This is a genomic window from Streptomyces sp., from assembly GCF_031181705.1.
Taxonomy (GTDB): Bacteria; Actinomycetota; Actinomycetes; order Streptomycetales; family Streptomycetaceae; genus Streptomyces.
This window is the reverse complement of the sequence record NZ_JAPSKN010000034.1, coordinates 13494-27600: the sequence shown is the minus strand read 5'-3', so window position 1 is coordinate 27600 and position 14107 is coordinate 13494. Positions and strand designations below refer to the sequence as shown.

The 14107-nt window shown below is 71.1% G+C and carries 17 protein-coding genes and 5 tRNA genes; 16 read left to right on the top strand and 6 right to left on the bottom strand.

Translation table 11 applies throughout. The features are described 5' to 3' along the window. Positions 1-14 precede the first annotated feature (14 nt). From RIN80_RS09930 to RIN80_RS09905, 6 genes are all read left to right on the top strand, one after another. A complete protein-coding gene (locus RIN80_RS09930) occupies positions 15-746 on the top strand; it encodes an HAD family hydrolase (protein WP_309095159.1) in 732 nt (243 codons plus the stop codon). 90 nt (positions 747-836) lie between these two features. Next, positions 837-908: transfer RNA gene (locus RIN80_RS09925), tRNA-Gln, on the top strand. Between the two features lie 40 nt (positions 909-948). After that, positions 949-1021, top strand: a tRNA-Glu gene (locus RIN80_RS09920). Between the two features lie 29 nt (positions 1022-1050). Further along, a tRNA-Glu gene (locus RIN80_RS09915) sits at positions 1051-1123 on the top strand. Between the two features lie 20 nt (positions 1124-1143). Continuing rightward, positions 1144-1215 (top strand) — tRNA-Gln (locus RIN80_RS09910). 28 nt (positions 1216-1243) lie between these two features. Continuing rightward, a tRNA-Glu gene (locus tag RIN80_RS09905) sits at positions 1244-1316 on the top strand. Positions 1317-1493: 177 nt separating this feature from the next. On the opposite strand, the gene ndgR is transcribed toward RIN80_RS09905, so the two are convergent. After that, positions 1494-2207: an IclR family transcriptional regulator NdgR gene (gene ndgR, locus RIN80_RS09900; protein WP_094055732.1), complete on the bottom strand. Its 714-nt coding sequence runs from the start codon at positions 2205-2207 to the stop codon at positions 1494-1496. A gap of 194 nt (positions 2208-2401) precedes the next feature. On the opposite strand from ndgR, the gene leuC reads away from it, so the two are divergent. The 4 genes from leuC to RIN80_RS09880 all read left to right on the top strand — a co-directional run bounded on the left by leuC (position 2402) and on the right by RIN80_RS09880 (position 5724). Then, positions 2402-3832, top strand: a complete 1431-nt coding sequence (gene leuC, locus RIN80_RS09895) for a 3-isopropylmalate dehydratase large subunit (protein WP_309095158.1) — start codon at positions 2402-2404, stop codon at positions 3830-3832. A 6-nt stretch (positions 3833-3838) separates the two neighbouring features. Further along, positions 3839-4432 carry a 3-isopropylmalate dehydratase small subunit gene (leuD, locus tag RIN80_RS09890; protein WP_309095157.1) on the top strand — a complete coding sequence of 198 codons (594 nt, stop codon included), beginning with the start codon at positions 3839-3841 and terminating at the stop codon, positions 4430-4432. A 277-nt stretch (positions 4433-4709) separates the two neighbouring features. Continuing rightward, positions 4710-4940 (top strand): hypothetical protein, encoded by a 231-nt coding sequence (locus RIN80_RS09885; RefSeq protein ID WP_309095156.1) that lies wholly within the window; start codon positions 4710-4712, stop codon positions 4938-4940. Positions 4941-5076: 136 nt separating this feature from the next. Then, positions 5077-5724, top strand: coding sequence for an HU family DNA-binding protein (locus RIN80_RS09880; protein WP_309095155.1), 648 nt, complete (start codon positions 5077-5079; stop codon positions 5722-5724). Positions 5725-5806: 82 nt separating this feature from the next. Here the strand turns inward: RIN80_RS09880 and RIN80_RS09875 are convergent, their stop codons facing one another. Both RIN80_RS09875 and cofC read right to left on the bottom strand, forming a co-directional pair. Continuing rightward, positions 5807-6010, bottom strand: a complete 204-nt coding sequence (locus RIN80_RS09875) for a hypothetical protein (RefSeq protein ID WP_309095154.1) — start codon at positions 6008-6010, stop codon at positions 5807-5809. A 9-nt stretch (positions 6011-6019) separates the two neighbouring features. Next, positions 6020-6658, bottom strand: coding sequence for a 2-phospho-L-lactate guanylyltransferase (cofC, locus tag RIN80_RS09870; protein WP_309095153.1), 639 nt, complete (start codon positions 6656-6658; stop codon positions 6020-6022). A gap of 158 nt (positions 6659-6816) precedes the next feature. Here cofC and RIN80_RS09865 point away from each other — a divergent pair, with 158 nt between their 5' ends. Genes RIN80_RS09865 through RIN80_RS09855 form a run of 3 tightly spaced genes read left to right on the top strand, consistent with a single transcriptional unit; the run spans position 6817 to position 9862 of the window. After that, entirely contained in the window at positions 6817-7638 is an 822-nt protein-coding gene (locus RIN80_RS09865) for a lysophospholipid acyltransferase family protein (RefSeq protein ID WP_309095152.1), read from the top strand. Then, on the top strand, positions 7635-8645 hold the full coding sequence (locus tag RIN80_RS09860; RefSeq protein ID WP_309095151.1) for an NAD(P)H-dependent glycerol-3-phosphate dehydrogenase: 1011 nt from the start codon (positions 7635-7637) through the stop codon (positions 8643-8645). The genes RIN80_RS09865 and RIN80_RS09860 overlap by 4 nt, the downstream gene beginning before the upstream one ends. A gap of 59 nt (positions 8646-8704) precedes the next feature. Further along, positions 8705-9862: a D-alanine--D-alanine ligase family protein gene (locus RIN80_RS09855; protein WP_309095150.1), complete on the top strand. Its 1158-nt coding sequence runs from the start codon at positions 8705-8707 to the stop codon at positions 9860-9862. Positions 9863-9890: 28 nt separating this feature from the next. Here the strand turns inward: RIN80_RS09855 and RIN80_RS09850 are convergent, their stop codons facing one another. Further along, positions 9891-10406, bottom strand: coding sequence for a DUF3515 domain-containing protein (locus tag RIN80_RS09850; protein ID WP_309095149.1), 516 nt, complete (start codon positions 10404-10406; stop codon positions 9891-9893). A gap of 20 nt (positions 10407-10426) precedes the next feature. Then, on the bottom strand, positions 10427-10660 hold the full coding sequence (locus RIN80_RS09845) for an Lrp/AsnC family transcriptional regulator (protein ID WP_003997603.1): 234 nt from the start codon (positions 10658-10660) through the stop codon (positions 10427-10429). A 206-nt stretch (positions 10661-10866) separates the two neighbouring features. Here RIN80_RS09845 and RIN80_RS09840 point away from each other — a divergent pair, with 206 nt between their 5' ends. Both RIN80_RS09840 and thiD read left to right on the top strand, forming a co-directional pair. Further along, positions 10867-11832, top strand: coding sequence for a thiamine-phosphate kinase (locus RIN80_RS09840; protein WP_309095148.1), 966 nt, complete (start codon positions 10867-10869; stop codon positions 11830-11832). Beyond that, complete coding sequence (gene thiD / locus RIN80_RS09835) at positions 11829-12620, top strand: bifunctional hydroxymethylpyrimidine kinase/phosphomethylpyrimidine kinase (RefSeq protein ID WP_309095147.1); 792 nt, start codon at positions 11829-11831, stop codon at positions 12618-12620. The genes RIN80_RS09840 and thiD overlap by 4 nt, the downstream gene beginning before the upstream one ends. A 125-nt stretch (positions 12621-12745) precedes the next feature. On the opposite strand, the gene rpmB is transcribed toward thiD, so the two are convergent. Continuing rightward, positions 12746-12931 (bottom strand): 50S ribosomal protein L28, encoded by a 186-nt coding sequence (gene rpmB / locus RIN80_RS09830; RefSeq protein ID WP_003993230.1) that lies wholly within the window; start codon positions 12929-12931, stop codon positions 12746-12748. Positions 12932-13199: 268 nt separating this feature from the next. Between rpmB and RIN80_RS09825 the strand changes: the two genes are divergently transcribed. Then, positions 13200-14107: DAK2 domain-containing protein (locus RIN80_RS09825; RefSeq protein ID WP_375141658.1), on the top strand; the 908-nt coding region annotated here is incomplete at its 3' end.

The window sequence follows — 14107 nt, the reverse complement described above, 5'->3', positions numbered from 1 at the left end:
GGTACGGTCGGACCATGAGCATCCAAGCCGTGGTCTGGGACGTCGACGACACCCTCTTCGACTACACCACCGCCGACCGCCTCGGCATGCGCGCCCATCTGACGGCCGAGGGCCTGCTCGACGACCGCGAGACCGTCGAGCAGGCCCTCGCCCGCTGGCGGGAGGTCACCGACCGGCACTGGGCCCGCTTCGCGGCCGGCGAGGTCACCTGGGAGGCCCAGTGCCGCGACCGGGTACGGGCGTTCACGGACCGGGACCTCACCGACGCCGAGGCCGACGCCTGGTACCGGCGGTACATCACCCACTACGAGGCGGCCTGGGCCCTCTTCCCGGACGTCCTGCCCGTCCTCGACGCGCTCGCCGCCAGCCACCGGCACGCCGTGCTCTCCAACTCCAGCCTGCACGTCCAGGACCGCAAGCTGCGCACCCTCGGCGTCCACGACCGCTTCGAGGCGATCCTGTGCGCGGCGGAGCTGGGCGTCTCCAAACCGGAGGCCGGCGCGTTCCTCGCCGCCTGCGAGTCCCTCGGCCTGCCACCCCACCAGGTCGCCTACGTCGGCGATCACCCGGAGATCGACGGCCGGGGCGCCGCCGACGCCGGGATGCTGTCGGTGTGGATCGACCGCGGCGGCCTGTACGCCACGATCGAGCCGCCCGTCGGCCCGCACCGCATCGCGTCCCTCGCCGAACTGCCGTCTCTGCTCGGCGCGGATACTCGTTTTGGAGCCCCGTCCACCTTCGGGTAATGTTCTTCCTGCGCCGCGGGAAGCGGGCCGGAAGGCCGGAAGCCCAGGCGCACAGCTAGAACAAGATCCCCTCAGGGGCTTGCGTTCCAGTGGCCTATGGTGTAATTGGCAGCACGACTGATTCTGGTTCAGTTAGTCTTGGTTCGAGTCCAGGTAGGCCAGCTCGCAGAGCTCATCTGCACCAGCGGATTCCGATCCGCAAGCCCCCGTTGTGTAGCGGCCTAGCACGCTGCCCTCTCAAGGCAGTAGCGCCGGTTCGAATCCGGTCGGGGGTACTGATTCCGATCTAGTCGGAGTCGCTAGGGCCCCCGTTGTGTAGCGGCCTAGCACGCCGCCCTCTCAAGGCGGTAGCGCCGGTTCGAATCCGGTCGGGGGTACTGACTGGTCTAAACCACATTGGTCTATGGTGTAATTGGCAGCACGACTGATTCTGGTTCAGTTAGTCTTGGTTCGAGTCCAGGTAGACCAGCTCGGACCTGCGGAAACGCAGTGTCCACGCCCCCGTTGTGTAGCGGCCTAGCACGCCGCCCTCTCAAGGCGGTAGCGCCGGTTCGAATCCGGTCGGGGGTACGTACGAGAAAAGCCCTCCACTTCGGTGGAGGGCCTTTTCGTGTGCGCCCCGAAGGGGCGCGGGGAACCGCGCGATCAACCACCGCGGGCCCGCGGCCGACGACGAAGCACTTCCTCCTGCGGCGCCTGGTCGGGGAAGACCTGCCGCGGCGTTGAGGCCGGCTTTCCCCTCATCGCTCAGCCGCGCCGCAGCGCCTCGGACAGGCGCCCCGCCGCGTCGATCACGGCCTGCGCGTGCATCCGCCCCGGGTGCCGCGTCAGACGCTCGATGGGCCCGGAGACGGACACCGCCGCCACCACCCGGTTCGACGGCCCCCGCACCGGCGCCGACACGGACGCGACACCCGGCTCCCGCTCGCCGATCGACTGGGCCCAGCCCCGCCGCCGTACACCCGACAGGGCCGTCGCCGTGAAGCGCGCCCCCTGCAGGCCGCGGTGCAGCCGCTCCGGCTCCTCCCAGGCCAGCAGGATCTGCGCCGAGGAGCCGGCCTTCATCGTGAGCGTCGACCCGACCGGGACCGTGTCCCGCAGGCCGGACAGCCGCTCCGCCGCGGCGACGCAGATGCGCATGTCGCCCTGGCGGCGGTAGAGCTGCGCGCTCTCGCCCGTGACGTCGCGCAGATGCGTGAGCACCGGGCCGGCGGTGGCGAGGAGACGGTCCTCACCCGCGGCCGCGGCCAGCTCGGCCAGGCGGGGGCCGAGGATGAAACGGCCCTGCATGTCCCGCGCCACCATGCGGTGGTGTTCCAGGGCCACGGCCAGGCGGTGAGCCGTGGGTCGTGCCAGTCCGGTGGCGCCGACCAGGCCCGCGAGGGTGGCCGGACCGGACTCCAGAGCGCTCAGGACGAGGGCCGCCTTGTCCAGAACGCCGACGCCGCTACTGTTGTCCATGCAACGATACTTGCGTCTCACTCTGTGAAACGCAAGTTCAAATTTCCGCGGAACCCGCCACCCTGGAATCACGAAGTCACAACGGCCCGTGACGTAAGGGCCTGGTGGTGTGTGCCCGGAACCAGGGGAACGGGCACCGCCTCTCGAGATCTCTAGTTGGGTCGGCGGATGGCCGTCGGCCGGAGGGAACAGCGATGGGTAGGACACTCGCGGAGAAAGTCTGGGACGACCATGTCGTCCGTCGCGCGGAGGGCGAGCCCGACCTTCTCTTCATCGATCTGCACCTGCTGCACGAGGTGACCAGCCCGCAGGCCTTCGACGGTCTCCGCAAGAGTGGCCGCCCCGTGCGGCGCCTCGACCTCACCATCGCCACCGAGGACCACAACACCCCCACCCTCGACATCGACAAGCCCATCGCCGACCCGGTCTCCCGGATCCAGCTGGAGACGCTGCGCAAGAACGCCGCCGACTTCGGGGTGCGGCTGCACCCGCTGGGCGACGTCGAGCAGGGCGTCGTGCACGTCGTCGGCCCGCAGCTGGGTCTGACCCAGCCCGGCATGACCGTCGTCTGCGGCGACTCCCACACCTCCACGCACGGCGCCTTCGGCGCGCTGGCCTTCGGTATCGGCACCTCCCAGGTGGAGCACGTGCTGGCCACCCAGACCCTGCCGATGACCCGCCCGAAGACCATGGCCATCACGGTCGACGGCGAGCTGCCCGAGGGTGTCACCGCCAAGGACCTGATCCTCGCGATCATCGCGAGGATCGGCACGGGCGGCGGCCAGGGCTACGTCCTGGAGTACCGCGGCGAGGCCATCGAGAAGCTTTCGATGGAGGCCCGGATGACCATCTGCAACATGTCGATCGAGGCCGGCGCCCGCGCGGGCATGATCGCCCCGGACGAGACGACGTTCGCGTACCTCAAGGGCCGCCCGCACGCCCCCGAGGGCGAGGACTGGGACGCGGCCGTCGCGTACTGGAAGACGCTGAGGACGGACGAGGACGCCGAGTTCGACGCCGAGGTCGTCATCGACGCCGCCGAACTGTCGCCGTTCGTCACCTGGGGCACCAACCCCGGGCAGGGCGCACCGCTTTCGGCGTCCGTCCCCGATCCTGCTTCGTACGAAGACGCATCGGAGCGCTACGCCGCCGAAAAGGCCCTGGAGTACATGGGGTTGGAGGCCGGCCAGCCGCTGCGCTCCATCAAGGTGGACACCGTCTTCGTAGGCTCGTGCACCAACGGCCGCATCGAGGACCTGCGCGCCGCCGCCGAGCTGATCAAGGGCCGCAAAGTCGCCGACGGCGTACGGATGCTGGTCGTCCCGGGCTCCGCGCGGGTCGGTCTGCAGGCCGTCTCCGAGGGGCTGGACGTCGTCTTCAAGGAGGCCGGCGCCGAGTGGCGGCACGCGGGCTGCTCGATGTGCCTGGGCATGAACCCCGACCAGCTGGCCCCGGGTGAGCGCTCCGCGTCCACCTCCAACCGCAACTTCGAGGGACGGCAGGGCAAGGGCGGCCGTACGCACCTGGTGTCGCCGCAGGTCGCGGCGGCCACCGCCGTCCTGGGCCACCTGGCCTCCCCGGCCGACCTGGCCGACGCCGACGTCCGCACGCCCGCTGGAGTCTGATCAGTCATGGAAGCATTCACCACCCACACCGGCCGGGCCGTCCCGCTGCGCCGCAGCAACGTCGACACCGACCAGATCATCCCCGCCCACTGGCTCAAGAAGGTCACGCGCGACGGGTTCGAGGACGGGCTGTTCGAGGCCTGGCGCAAGGACGCGTCCTTCGTGCTCAACCAGCCGGAGCGGCAGGGCGCGACCGTGCTGGTCGCGGGCCCCGACTTCGGCACCGGCTCCTCCCGCGAGCACGCCGTCTGGGCGTTGCAGAACTACGGCTTCAAGGCCGTGATCTCCTCCCGCTTCGCCGACATCTTCCGCGGCAACTCGCTCAAGAACGGCCTGCTCACGGTCGTCCTGGAGCAGAAGATCGTGGACGCGCTGTGGGAGCTCACCGAGAAGGACCCGCAGGCCGAGATCACCGTCGACCTGGTCGCCCGCGAGGTGCGTGCCGAGGGCATCACCGCCTCCTTCGAGCTGGACGAGAACTCCCGCTGGCGGCTGCTCAACGGCCTCGACGACATCTCGATCACCCTCCAGAACGAGGCGGACATCGCCGCGTACGAGGCGAAGCGCCCGTCGTTCAAGCCGCGGACCCTCCCGGTCTGATCCGGATCACGGTCCACCGCCCCGGAACAAGGCGACTTTCGGCCACCGCAACACCCCCGCCGTACCCCCGATCAGCCCGATCGGGGGTACAGCTGTTTCTGCACCCGAACGGCCCTGTCCGCCCTCAGGTCGGCAGCCAACTGGCCACGTTATGACGGTGGTTGCCGGGGTATGCGAGTGGCACAGCCGTGACTTCCGTGTGTGCCCCGAAGGCCGTTTGGGGCGGCAGTTGTCCCCTGCGCAGGCGACAACTCGCCCCAGATGGCACAATCTGTGCATGGAACACGACGGCCAACTCAAGCTCTATGCGGCAGTCGCGGACCAACTCAAGGAAGCGCACGCAAGGGTGCGCGCACTGCAAGTCCCGGAGGGCGTACGGATGGCGCTGACCCGGAAGCTGCTGGTCATTACGGCCGCGGCCAAGCACGATCTCGCCGACGCGGCAAGGCGGCTGGAGCGGTTCACCGCGGACCTCGACGAGGGGCGTATCCCCGACGAGGAACGCTGAACCCGCCGATACCGCCGGGCTCGCTGCGGCACAAGGGTGATAAGCCCGTTTCGTGTTTGATTTGCGGTATATATCTGCCTAACGTGCGAAAAAGCTTGAACACTTTCGTTCTGGCGATGTCTCCGAAGGGGAAGACGTGAACAAGGCGCAGCTCGTAGAAGCGATTGCCGACAAGATGGGCGGCCGCCAGCAGGCCGCCGATGCTGTTGACCATGTACTGGACGCCATCGTCCGCGCGGTGGTCGCGGGTGACCGGGTCTCGGTCACCGGCTTCGGTTCCTTCGAGAAGGTCGACCGTCCGGCCCGCTACGCCCGTAACCCCCAGACGGGCGAGCGGGTTCGGGTCAAGAAGACCTCCGTTCCGCGTTTCCGTGCGGGTCAGGGCTTCAAGGACCTGGTCAGTGGCTCGAAGAAGCTCCCGAAGGGTGACATCGCCGTCAAGAAGGCTCCCAAGGGCAGCCTGTCCGGCCCGCCGGCCACCATCGCCAAGTCCGCGGGCAAGAAGGCCGCGGCGAAGAAGACGGCGGGTGCGGCGAAGACCACCACGGCGCGCAAGACGGCCACGAAGAAGGCCACCACCACCAAGACGGCGGCCGCGAAGAAGACCACGGCGAAGAAGGCGCCCGCCAAGAAGACCACGGCGGCGTCCAAGACCACCGCGGCCAAGAAGACCACCGCCAAGAAGTCGTCCCCGGCGAAGAAGGCGACCGCCAAGAAGGCGCCCGCCAAGAAGTCGACGGCGCGCAAGACCACCGCCAAGAAGACCACCGCCCGCAAGAAGTAGGGCCGCCTGGGTACTCACGCGACGGGCCGGACTCCGCATCGGAGTCCGGCCCGCGGCGTGTTCAGGAAGTGGTCGAAGGCGCTCAGAGGGTCTGCAGGGTCACCAGAGTGATGCGTGGGGCGTCCTTCGGTCCCTCCACCTCGATCCGCACCCGCTGTCCCGGGCGCAGCAGCCGCAGGCCGCCCGCGTCGAACGCCGCCGCGTCGAAGGGCACCGGTGTGCCGTCGTCGAGGAGGACCTGTCCGCTGCGGCTGTCGGGGTCGTAGGTGTACGCGGTCGCCTGCATGCCCGCAGCCTACTGCCCGGGAATCAGCAACCGCGCGGCGGCCGCGGCCGTATGAGGGCCCACGCCGAGGGCGAGCGCGCTGCGCAGGTCGTCGCCGGTGTCCACGTCCTGGCGTACGGAATCCACGGCGGTCAGGGACAGTTCCACGGCGCCGGACGCGCGGTGCCGGGCCCGGGAATCGGTGCCGAAGGCAGGTCGCAATGCGCGGCCCGGGGCGGCGGCCAGCAGAGTCGTGCCGATTGCGGCCGCATCGGGAAGAAATGCGCGCGGGAATTCCGCGGCGGCGTCGAGTACCCGGGACAATTCCCGCGGGCGCAGCGCCGGCAGATCGGCGTTGAGCGCGGCGACCGGGCTCCCGGGACGGAGGGAGCGCACGACCGCCGCCGCGTGTGCGAGTGCGGCGTTGAGACCGCTGCCCGGTTCGTCGGCGATGATCGCGGCGCCGAGCGCGGCCAGCTCGCGGCCTGCCCGGGCGTCGTCCGTGACGACTGCCACATCCCGTACCGCCCCACAGGCCAGGACGGCCGCCACCGTGTCCTGGGCGAAGGCGAGCGCCAGGTCCGGCCGCAGCCCGTCGTCGGCGGTGTCCGCCAGCCTGCTCTTGGCCTGGGCCAGCGGCTTCAGGGGTACGACCAACGTCCAGTGCACGGGTGTTCCGTCCTCCTCTTGTCGCGGTCATTGTCACCCGGGGCCTGAGGCGGGCGGTGTGTCGGGGCGTACGGTGTTCTCGACAGACCGGCGGCCTGGGGCGACACTTGTGCGGCCCCCCGTGGCCGCCGCTTCAGGCCCTAGAGGAAGGTGTCCGCGTGCCCCGCCGCAGAATCGGCTTCTGGTACCGCTTCGCCGCGGTGATCTGCAAACCGCCGCTGGTGGTACTGCTCAGGCGGGACTGGCGTGGAATGGAGCACATTCCGGCCGAGGGTGGATTTATCACCGCGGTAAACCACAATTCGCACATCGACCCCTTCGCTTACGCGCACTTTCAGTACAACACCGGGCGGGTCCCGCGATTCCTCGCGAAGAGCGGGCTTTTCAAGAAGGGATTCGTCGGCGCCGCGATGCGGGGCACCGGGCAGATCCCCGTCTACCGCGAGAGCACGGACGCGCTCAGCGCCTTCCGGGCCGCGATCGACGCCGTGAACCGCGGGGAATGCGTCGCCTTCTACCCCGAGGGCACCCTCACCCGCGACCCGGACGGCTGGCCCATGACGGGCAAGACCGGGGCCGCCCGCGTCGCGCTGCAGACCAAGTGCCCGGTGATCCCCGTGGCCCAGTGGGGCTGCAACGAGCTGCTGCCGCCGTACGCGAAGAAGCCGCACCTTCTGCCGCGCAAGACGCACCGTGTGCTCGCCGGACCGCCGGTCGACCTCTCGCGGTTCTACGACCGGGAGATGACCGCGGAACTGTTGAAGGAGGCCACGGAGGTGATCATGGCCGCCATCACCGCGCAGCTGGAGGAGATCCGCGGGGAGAAGGCGCCCGAGACGCCCTACGACCCGCGACGGGAGCGGATCGAGCAGCGGCGGCGCACGCAGGCGCAGACGCAGCGGGGCGGGCAGGAGCCGGGACGGCCGGTGCGGTCGGCACGGCCGTCGCCGGCGGCGCAGGAAGAGGGGCTGGGTACGTGAGCAAGCCGGTCAAGGCGGCGGTTCTGAGCGCCGGTTCGTGGGGCACGGCCTTCGGCATGGTGCTCGCGGACGCGGGGTGCGAGGTCACCCTCTGGGGGCGCCGCCCGGAACTCGTGGAGGCGATCAACTCCACGCGGACCAATCCCGACTACTTCCCGGGCGTCGAGCTCCCTCAGCGCGTGCGGGCCACCACGGACCCCGCCGAGGCCGCAGCGGACGCCGACTTCACGGTCCTGTCGGTCCCCTCGCAGACCCTGCGCGGCAACCTCGCCGAGTGGACCCCGCTGCTCGCCCCGGACACGGTCCTCGTGTCGCTGATGAAGGGCGTCGAACTCGGCTCCGCGATGCGGATGAGCGAGGTCATCGACGACGTCGCCAAGGTCGGCCCGGACCGGATCGCCGTGGTCACCGGGCCCAACCTGGCCCGGGAGATCGCCGCGCGGATGCCGGCCGCGGCCGTGGTCGCCTGCACCGACGAGGCCGTCGCCCAGCGGCTCCAGGCCGCCTGCCACACGCCCTACTTCCGCCCGTACACCAATACGGACGTGGTGGGTTGCGAACTCGGCGGAGCCGTGAAGAACGTCATCGGCCTCGCCGTCGGCATCGCGGACGGCATGGGGCTCGGCGACAACGCCAAGGGCTCGCTCATCACCCGCGGCCTCGCCGAGACCACCCGCCTCGGCATGGCCCTCGGCGCCGACCCGCTGACCTTCTCCGGACTCGCGGGCCTGGGCGACCTGGTGGCCACCTGCTCCTCGCCGCTGTCGCGCAACCACACCTTCGGCACCAACCTCGGCAGGGGCATGACCCTGCAGGAGACCATCGCGGTCACCAGGCAGACCGCCGAGGGCGTCAAGTCCTGTGAGTCGGTGCTGGACCTGGCCCGCCGGCACGGCGTCGACATGCCGATCACGGAGACGGTCGTCGGCATCGTGCACGAGGGCAAGCCTCCGGTGGTCGCCCTCAAGGAGCTGATGTCGCGCAGCGCGAAGCCCGAACGACGCTGAGCGACGCGACGCCGGCGGCGCTGTCTCCGGGCCCTACCAACGGGTACTCTCATCGCGATATGAGCACCGAGAACCTCCCCCAGAGCCCCGAGCAGCCGCCTCGCAAACCGCGTGTGGCCGTCGTGTTCGGCGGGCGCAGCTCCGAACACGGGATCTCCGTGGTCACCGCCGGCGCCGTCCTCAAGGCCATCGACCGGACCAAGTACGACGTCCTCCCGATCGGCATCACCCAGGACGGCCGTTGGGCGCTCACGGCGGACGAGCCGGAGCGGATGGCGATCGTCGACCGGCGCCCGCCGAGCGTCGACTCGCTCGCCGAGTCCGCCGAGGGCGCGGTGATCCTCCCGGTCGACCCCGCCGACCGCGAAGTCGTCTACAGCGAGCCGGGATCGGTGCCCAAGGCGCTCGGCGAGGTCGACGTGGTCTTCCCGGTGCTGCACGGTCCGTACGGCGAGGACGGTACGCTCCAGGGCCTCCTGGAGCTCTCCGGCGTGCCGTACGTGGGTTCGGGTGTGCTCGCCTCGGCCGTCGGCCAGGACAAGGAGTACATGAAGCGGGTGTTCACCTCCTTCGGGCTGAAGGTGGGCCCGTACGTGGTGGTCCGGCCCCGCGAGTGGGAGCGGGACGAGGCGGCCGCCCGCAAGAAGATCGTCGACTTCGCCGGCGAGCACGGCTGGCCGCTGTTCGTGAAGCCCTCCCGCGCCGGTTCGTCGATCGGCATCACCAAGGTCGACGACCTGTCCGGCCTGGACGAGGCGATCGCCGAGGCGCAGCGCCACGACCCCAAGATCCTGGTGGAGGCGGCCCTGCGCGGCCGCGAGATCGAGTGCGGCGTCCTGGAGTTCGAGGACGGCCCCCGGGCCTCCCTGCCCGCGGAGATCCCCCCGCCCCAGACGCAGGCGTACTACGACTTCGAGGCCAAGTACATCGACTCCACGCCCGGAATCGTGCCGGCGCCGCTGACGCCCGAGGAGACGGCCGAGGTCCAGCGCCTGGCGGTCGACGCGTTCGAGGCGGCCTCCTGCGAGGGCCTGGTCCGCGCGGACTTCTTCCTCACCGAGGACGGCGAGTTCGTGATCAACGAGATCAACACCATGCCCGGCTTCACGCCCATCTCGATGTACCCGCAGATGTGGCAGGCGAGCGGGGTGAGCTACCCGGAGCTGATCGACCGGTTGGTGCAGGCGGCGCTGCGCCGTTCGACCGGCCTGCGCTGAGGCCGCTCGGCCGACGGCCGGCAGGTGATCAGGAGGCGATCCCCGCGGGGATCGCCTTTTTCACGGCCGCGGCCAGATCGATCAGGACACCGGAACCGTCCACGCCCTCCGGCACCCGCACCTCGACGTAGGCCTCGCGGTTGGCGGTCGTGAACCGGTGCCCGTCGCCCTGCTTCTCCATCAGCCAGTCCACCCCGTTCACGCCGCCGGCGACGGCGTCCGCGTCCCGCCCCTCGGCCACCTTCGGATCGACCATCTTCGGCGGCTGCGGCACACCGCAGCGAAGTATGATCGCCGGGCTGCCCCAGCCGGCCGTCAGCGCCGACGCGGGCTCGGGGTCCTCGCGGCGCTCACCGCCCACCTTCGCGGGCAGTACCTTGTCCAGGTTCCGGCACAGTTCCGTGACCCCGGCGTCCGGACTGGGAACCGCCGCCGACGCGCTGTCGTCTGCTGAGGAGCAGCCCGCGGCAGTGATCAACAGCGCGAGAGCGGGCAGGCGGAACACGCGGAAGACACGACGGTGCCGGTGACGGAAAGAGTTCACCGGCACAGGGTAGACGGGGGCTACAGATGGACGACCGGGCAGGTCAGGGTGCGGGTGATGCCGTCCACCTGCTGGACCTTGGCGACCACCATGCGACCGAGGTCGTCGACGGTGTCGGCCTGGGCCCGCACGATCACGTCGTACGGTCCTGTGACGTCCTCGGCCTGGATGACCCCAGGGATCTTGCTGATCGTCTCGGCGACGGTCGACGCCTTGCCGACCTCGGTCTGGATCAGGATGTACGCCTGTACCACGGAACCTCCAGGGCGGCCACGAGGATCATGTGGGGAAAAGGAACGCCACGGTATCGCGTTGCCGCTCGCCGCGGGGAGACCTGCGGATACCGGGTCTTGCGCGCCGGGGCGCAGGTCCGGCACAACGTGACGGTCACCTCGACCGTAGCGAGGACCGAGATGCCCCGCGACCGGGCACGGACAGGGACAGAAGGGGAGAAAGGGCAATGAAGGGCACTGTTGGTGAGCTCGGTGAGTTCGGGCTCATCAGGGAGCTCACCTCCCGTCTGACCACCACCCCGGCGGTCCGGGTCGGCCCCGGCGACGACGCCGCCGTGGTGGCCGCCCCCGACCGCAGGGTCGTGGCGAGCACGGACATCCTGGTGGAGGGCCGGCACTTCCGCCGGGACTGGTCGACGGCCTACGACGTGGGACGCAAGGCCGCCGCGCAGAACCTCGCCGACATCGCCGCCATGGGCGCCGTGCCGACCGCGCTGCTGCTCGGCCTGGTCGTCCCGGCCGAGCTGCCGGTGACATGGCCGAGCGAGCTGATGGACGGCCTGCGCGACGAGTGCCAGGTGGCGGGTGCCGCCGTGGTCGGCGGGGACGTCGTGCGCGGCGACTCGATCATGGTGTCGATCACCGCGCTGGGCGATCTGCGCAACCAGGAGCCGGTGACGCGGGCGGGCGCGCAGCCCGGCGACCTCGTCGCCGTGACGGGCTGGCTGGGCTGGTCGGCGGCCGGGTACGCGGTGCTGTCCCGGGGGTTCCGCTCACCGCGGGCGTTCGTGGAGGCCCACCGGAGGCCCGAGCCGCCCTACCACGCGGGTCCGGCCGCGGCCGGGCTCGGGGCGACCGCCATGTGCGACGTCAGCGACGGGCTGATCGCCGACCTGGGGCACATCGCCGAGGCGAGCAAGGTGCGCATCGACATCCGCTCCCAGGCGATCGACATCCCCTCCCAGATGAACGACATCGGGCAGGCCGTCGGGGTCGACCCGATGCAGTGGGTGCTGACCGGGGGAGAGGACCACGCGATCGTGGCGACCTTCCCGCCGGACGTGAAGCTGCCCGCCCGCTGGAAGGTCATCGGCGAGGTCCTCAACCCCTCGGCGCTGCCCCAGGTGACGGTCGACGGGGCGCCGTGGACCAGCAAGGGCGGCTGGGACCACTTCGGGGACGTGGAGCCGTGATCCCCACCGTCCTCACGGTCGCGGGCTCCGACTCCGGGGGCGGCGCGGGCATCCAGGCCGACCTGAAGACCATGCTCGCGCTCGGCGTCCACGGCATGAGCGTGATCACCGCCGTGACCGCGCAGAACTCGCTCGGTGTGCAGGGTGCCTGGGAGCTGCCCGTGGAGGCCGTGCGGGCTCAGTACCGCAGCGTCGTGGACGACATCGGCGTCCGGGCGGTCAAGACCGGCATGCTCGCCTCGGCGGAACTGGTCGAGGCGGTCGCCGAGTTGATCGCCGGAACGGACGCCCCGGCGGTCGTCGACCCGGTCGGTGTCTCCAAGCACGGCGACTCCCTGCTCGCCGCCTCCGCGCTGGACTCGGTCCGTACGAAGCTGCTGCCGGTGGCGACGGTCGCCACGCCCAACCTCGACGAGGTGGCCCAGCTGACGGGCGTGCGCGTCGAGTCGGAGCGGGAGATGCGGCGGGCCGCTGCGGCCGTGCTCGCCCACGGGCCGCGCTGGGCGCTGATCAAGGGCGGTCACCTCGCGGGGGACGCCGTGGACCTGCTCACGGACGGTTCCGAGGAGCACTGGCTGCGCGCGCCCCGGCATGACAACCGCCACACCCACGGCACGGGCTGCACCCTCGCCTCCGCGATCGCCGCGCGGCTGGCGAAGGGCGACTCGGTGCCGGAGGCGGTGGCGGCGGCCAAGGAGTACGTCACGGGGGCCGTCGCGGCCGGGTTCGCGCTCGGCGGGGGCATCGGGCCGGTGGACCACGGCTGGCGCTTCCGTCGCGGGGACTGACCGCTCGGGGCCGACTGCGCGGGGCCCTGTGCGGGGCGGGGCCCGTCCGGGTACGCCAAAGAGCCGGTCCACCACGGTGGACCGGCTCTACAGCGAACCAGCAGTGGCCGCGCGCTAGCTGAGCGTCAGCGCGAGACCTTGCCGGCCTTGATGCACGAGGTGCAAGCGTTCACGCGCTTCGGCGTCCCGCCCACCACGGTACGCACACGCTGGATGTTCGGGTTCCAGCGGCGGGACGTACGGCGGTGCGAGTGCGAGATGTTGTTGCCGAAGCCCGGCCCCTTGCCGCAGACGTCGCAGTTGGCAGCCACGGGTCACTCCAAAGACTTCAGATGCACTTACGGTTAATCCCGGCATGCCGGGATCGAGATCCTGTGGCTCCAGGAGCCGGCGAGATCTGAGTGGCGCTGCCAGGGGGGAAAAGCCCGATCAGATCGGGCAACCGGAGCAGCATACAACGGCTGCACCCGTACAAGAAAACTAGCACGGCAGCTCAGGGGTACGCCCCCCGCCCTCTTCCGGCGGGGACCGCCCCAAGGTCTACGCTGCGAGCCACGTCCAGCAGCTCAGGGAGGCGCGGTGGCGCAGGTGCCGCAGACATTCTTCGATGCTCTCGCGGTGCGCACCTGGTGCCGTCTCGCGCTCGAGACGCTGGGGCGGGCGCGTGAGGAGATCGACGCGATCAACGTCTACCCGGTGGCGGACGGCGACACCGGCACGAACCTGTACCTGACCGTGGAGTCCGCGGTCGCGGCCGTCGAGGCGGTGTTCGCCGGGCACGCGGCGGGCTCGCCGGGCGCCGGCGACCGTGCTCCGCAGGGGCCGACCCTGTCCGACGCGGTCCGCGCGATGGCCCACGGGGCGCTGATCGGCGCCCGCGGCAACTCCGGCACGATCCTCGCCCAGCTGCTGCGCGGCATGGCCCAGGTGCTGGCCGACGACGCGAGCGCGCACGCCGACGGCCAGGGCCTGCGGCACGCCCTGCGGCACGCGGCCGACTCCGCCCGCCAGGCCGTGGCACATCCCGTCGAGGGCACCGTCCTCACGGTCGCCTCGGCCGCCGCGGACGCCGCGGGCGGTGCCGAGGGCGACTGCGGGAGCGTGGCCCGGGCCGCGTACGAGGGAGCCCGGCGGGCCCTCGCCGCGACCCCGGAGCAGCTGCCCGTGCTGGAACGCGCGGGTGTGGTCGACGCGGGCGGGCGGGGGCTGGTGGCGGTGCTCGGGGCGCTGGTGGAGACGTTCACGGGGGAGCGGCCGCGCGGGCCGGTGGCGAGCGGGGGGCGGCTGCCGGAGGCGAGCGGCGGACGCGTGCCGGTGGCGAGCGGCGGGCGGGTGCCGGGGGCCCGCGGGGACGGGGAGCCGGTCGGGGCACGGCCGGGGGCGGCGCCCGGGGTGGTGGCCGAGGGTTCGCCGGGCAGCCGGGAGGGTGGGGTGTCCGGAGGTTCGCCAGGAGGGCTGTCGGGTGGGGTGCCCGAGGGTTCGCCGGG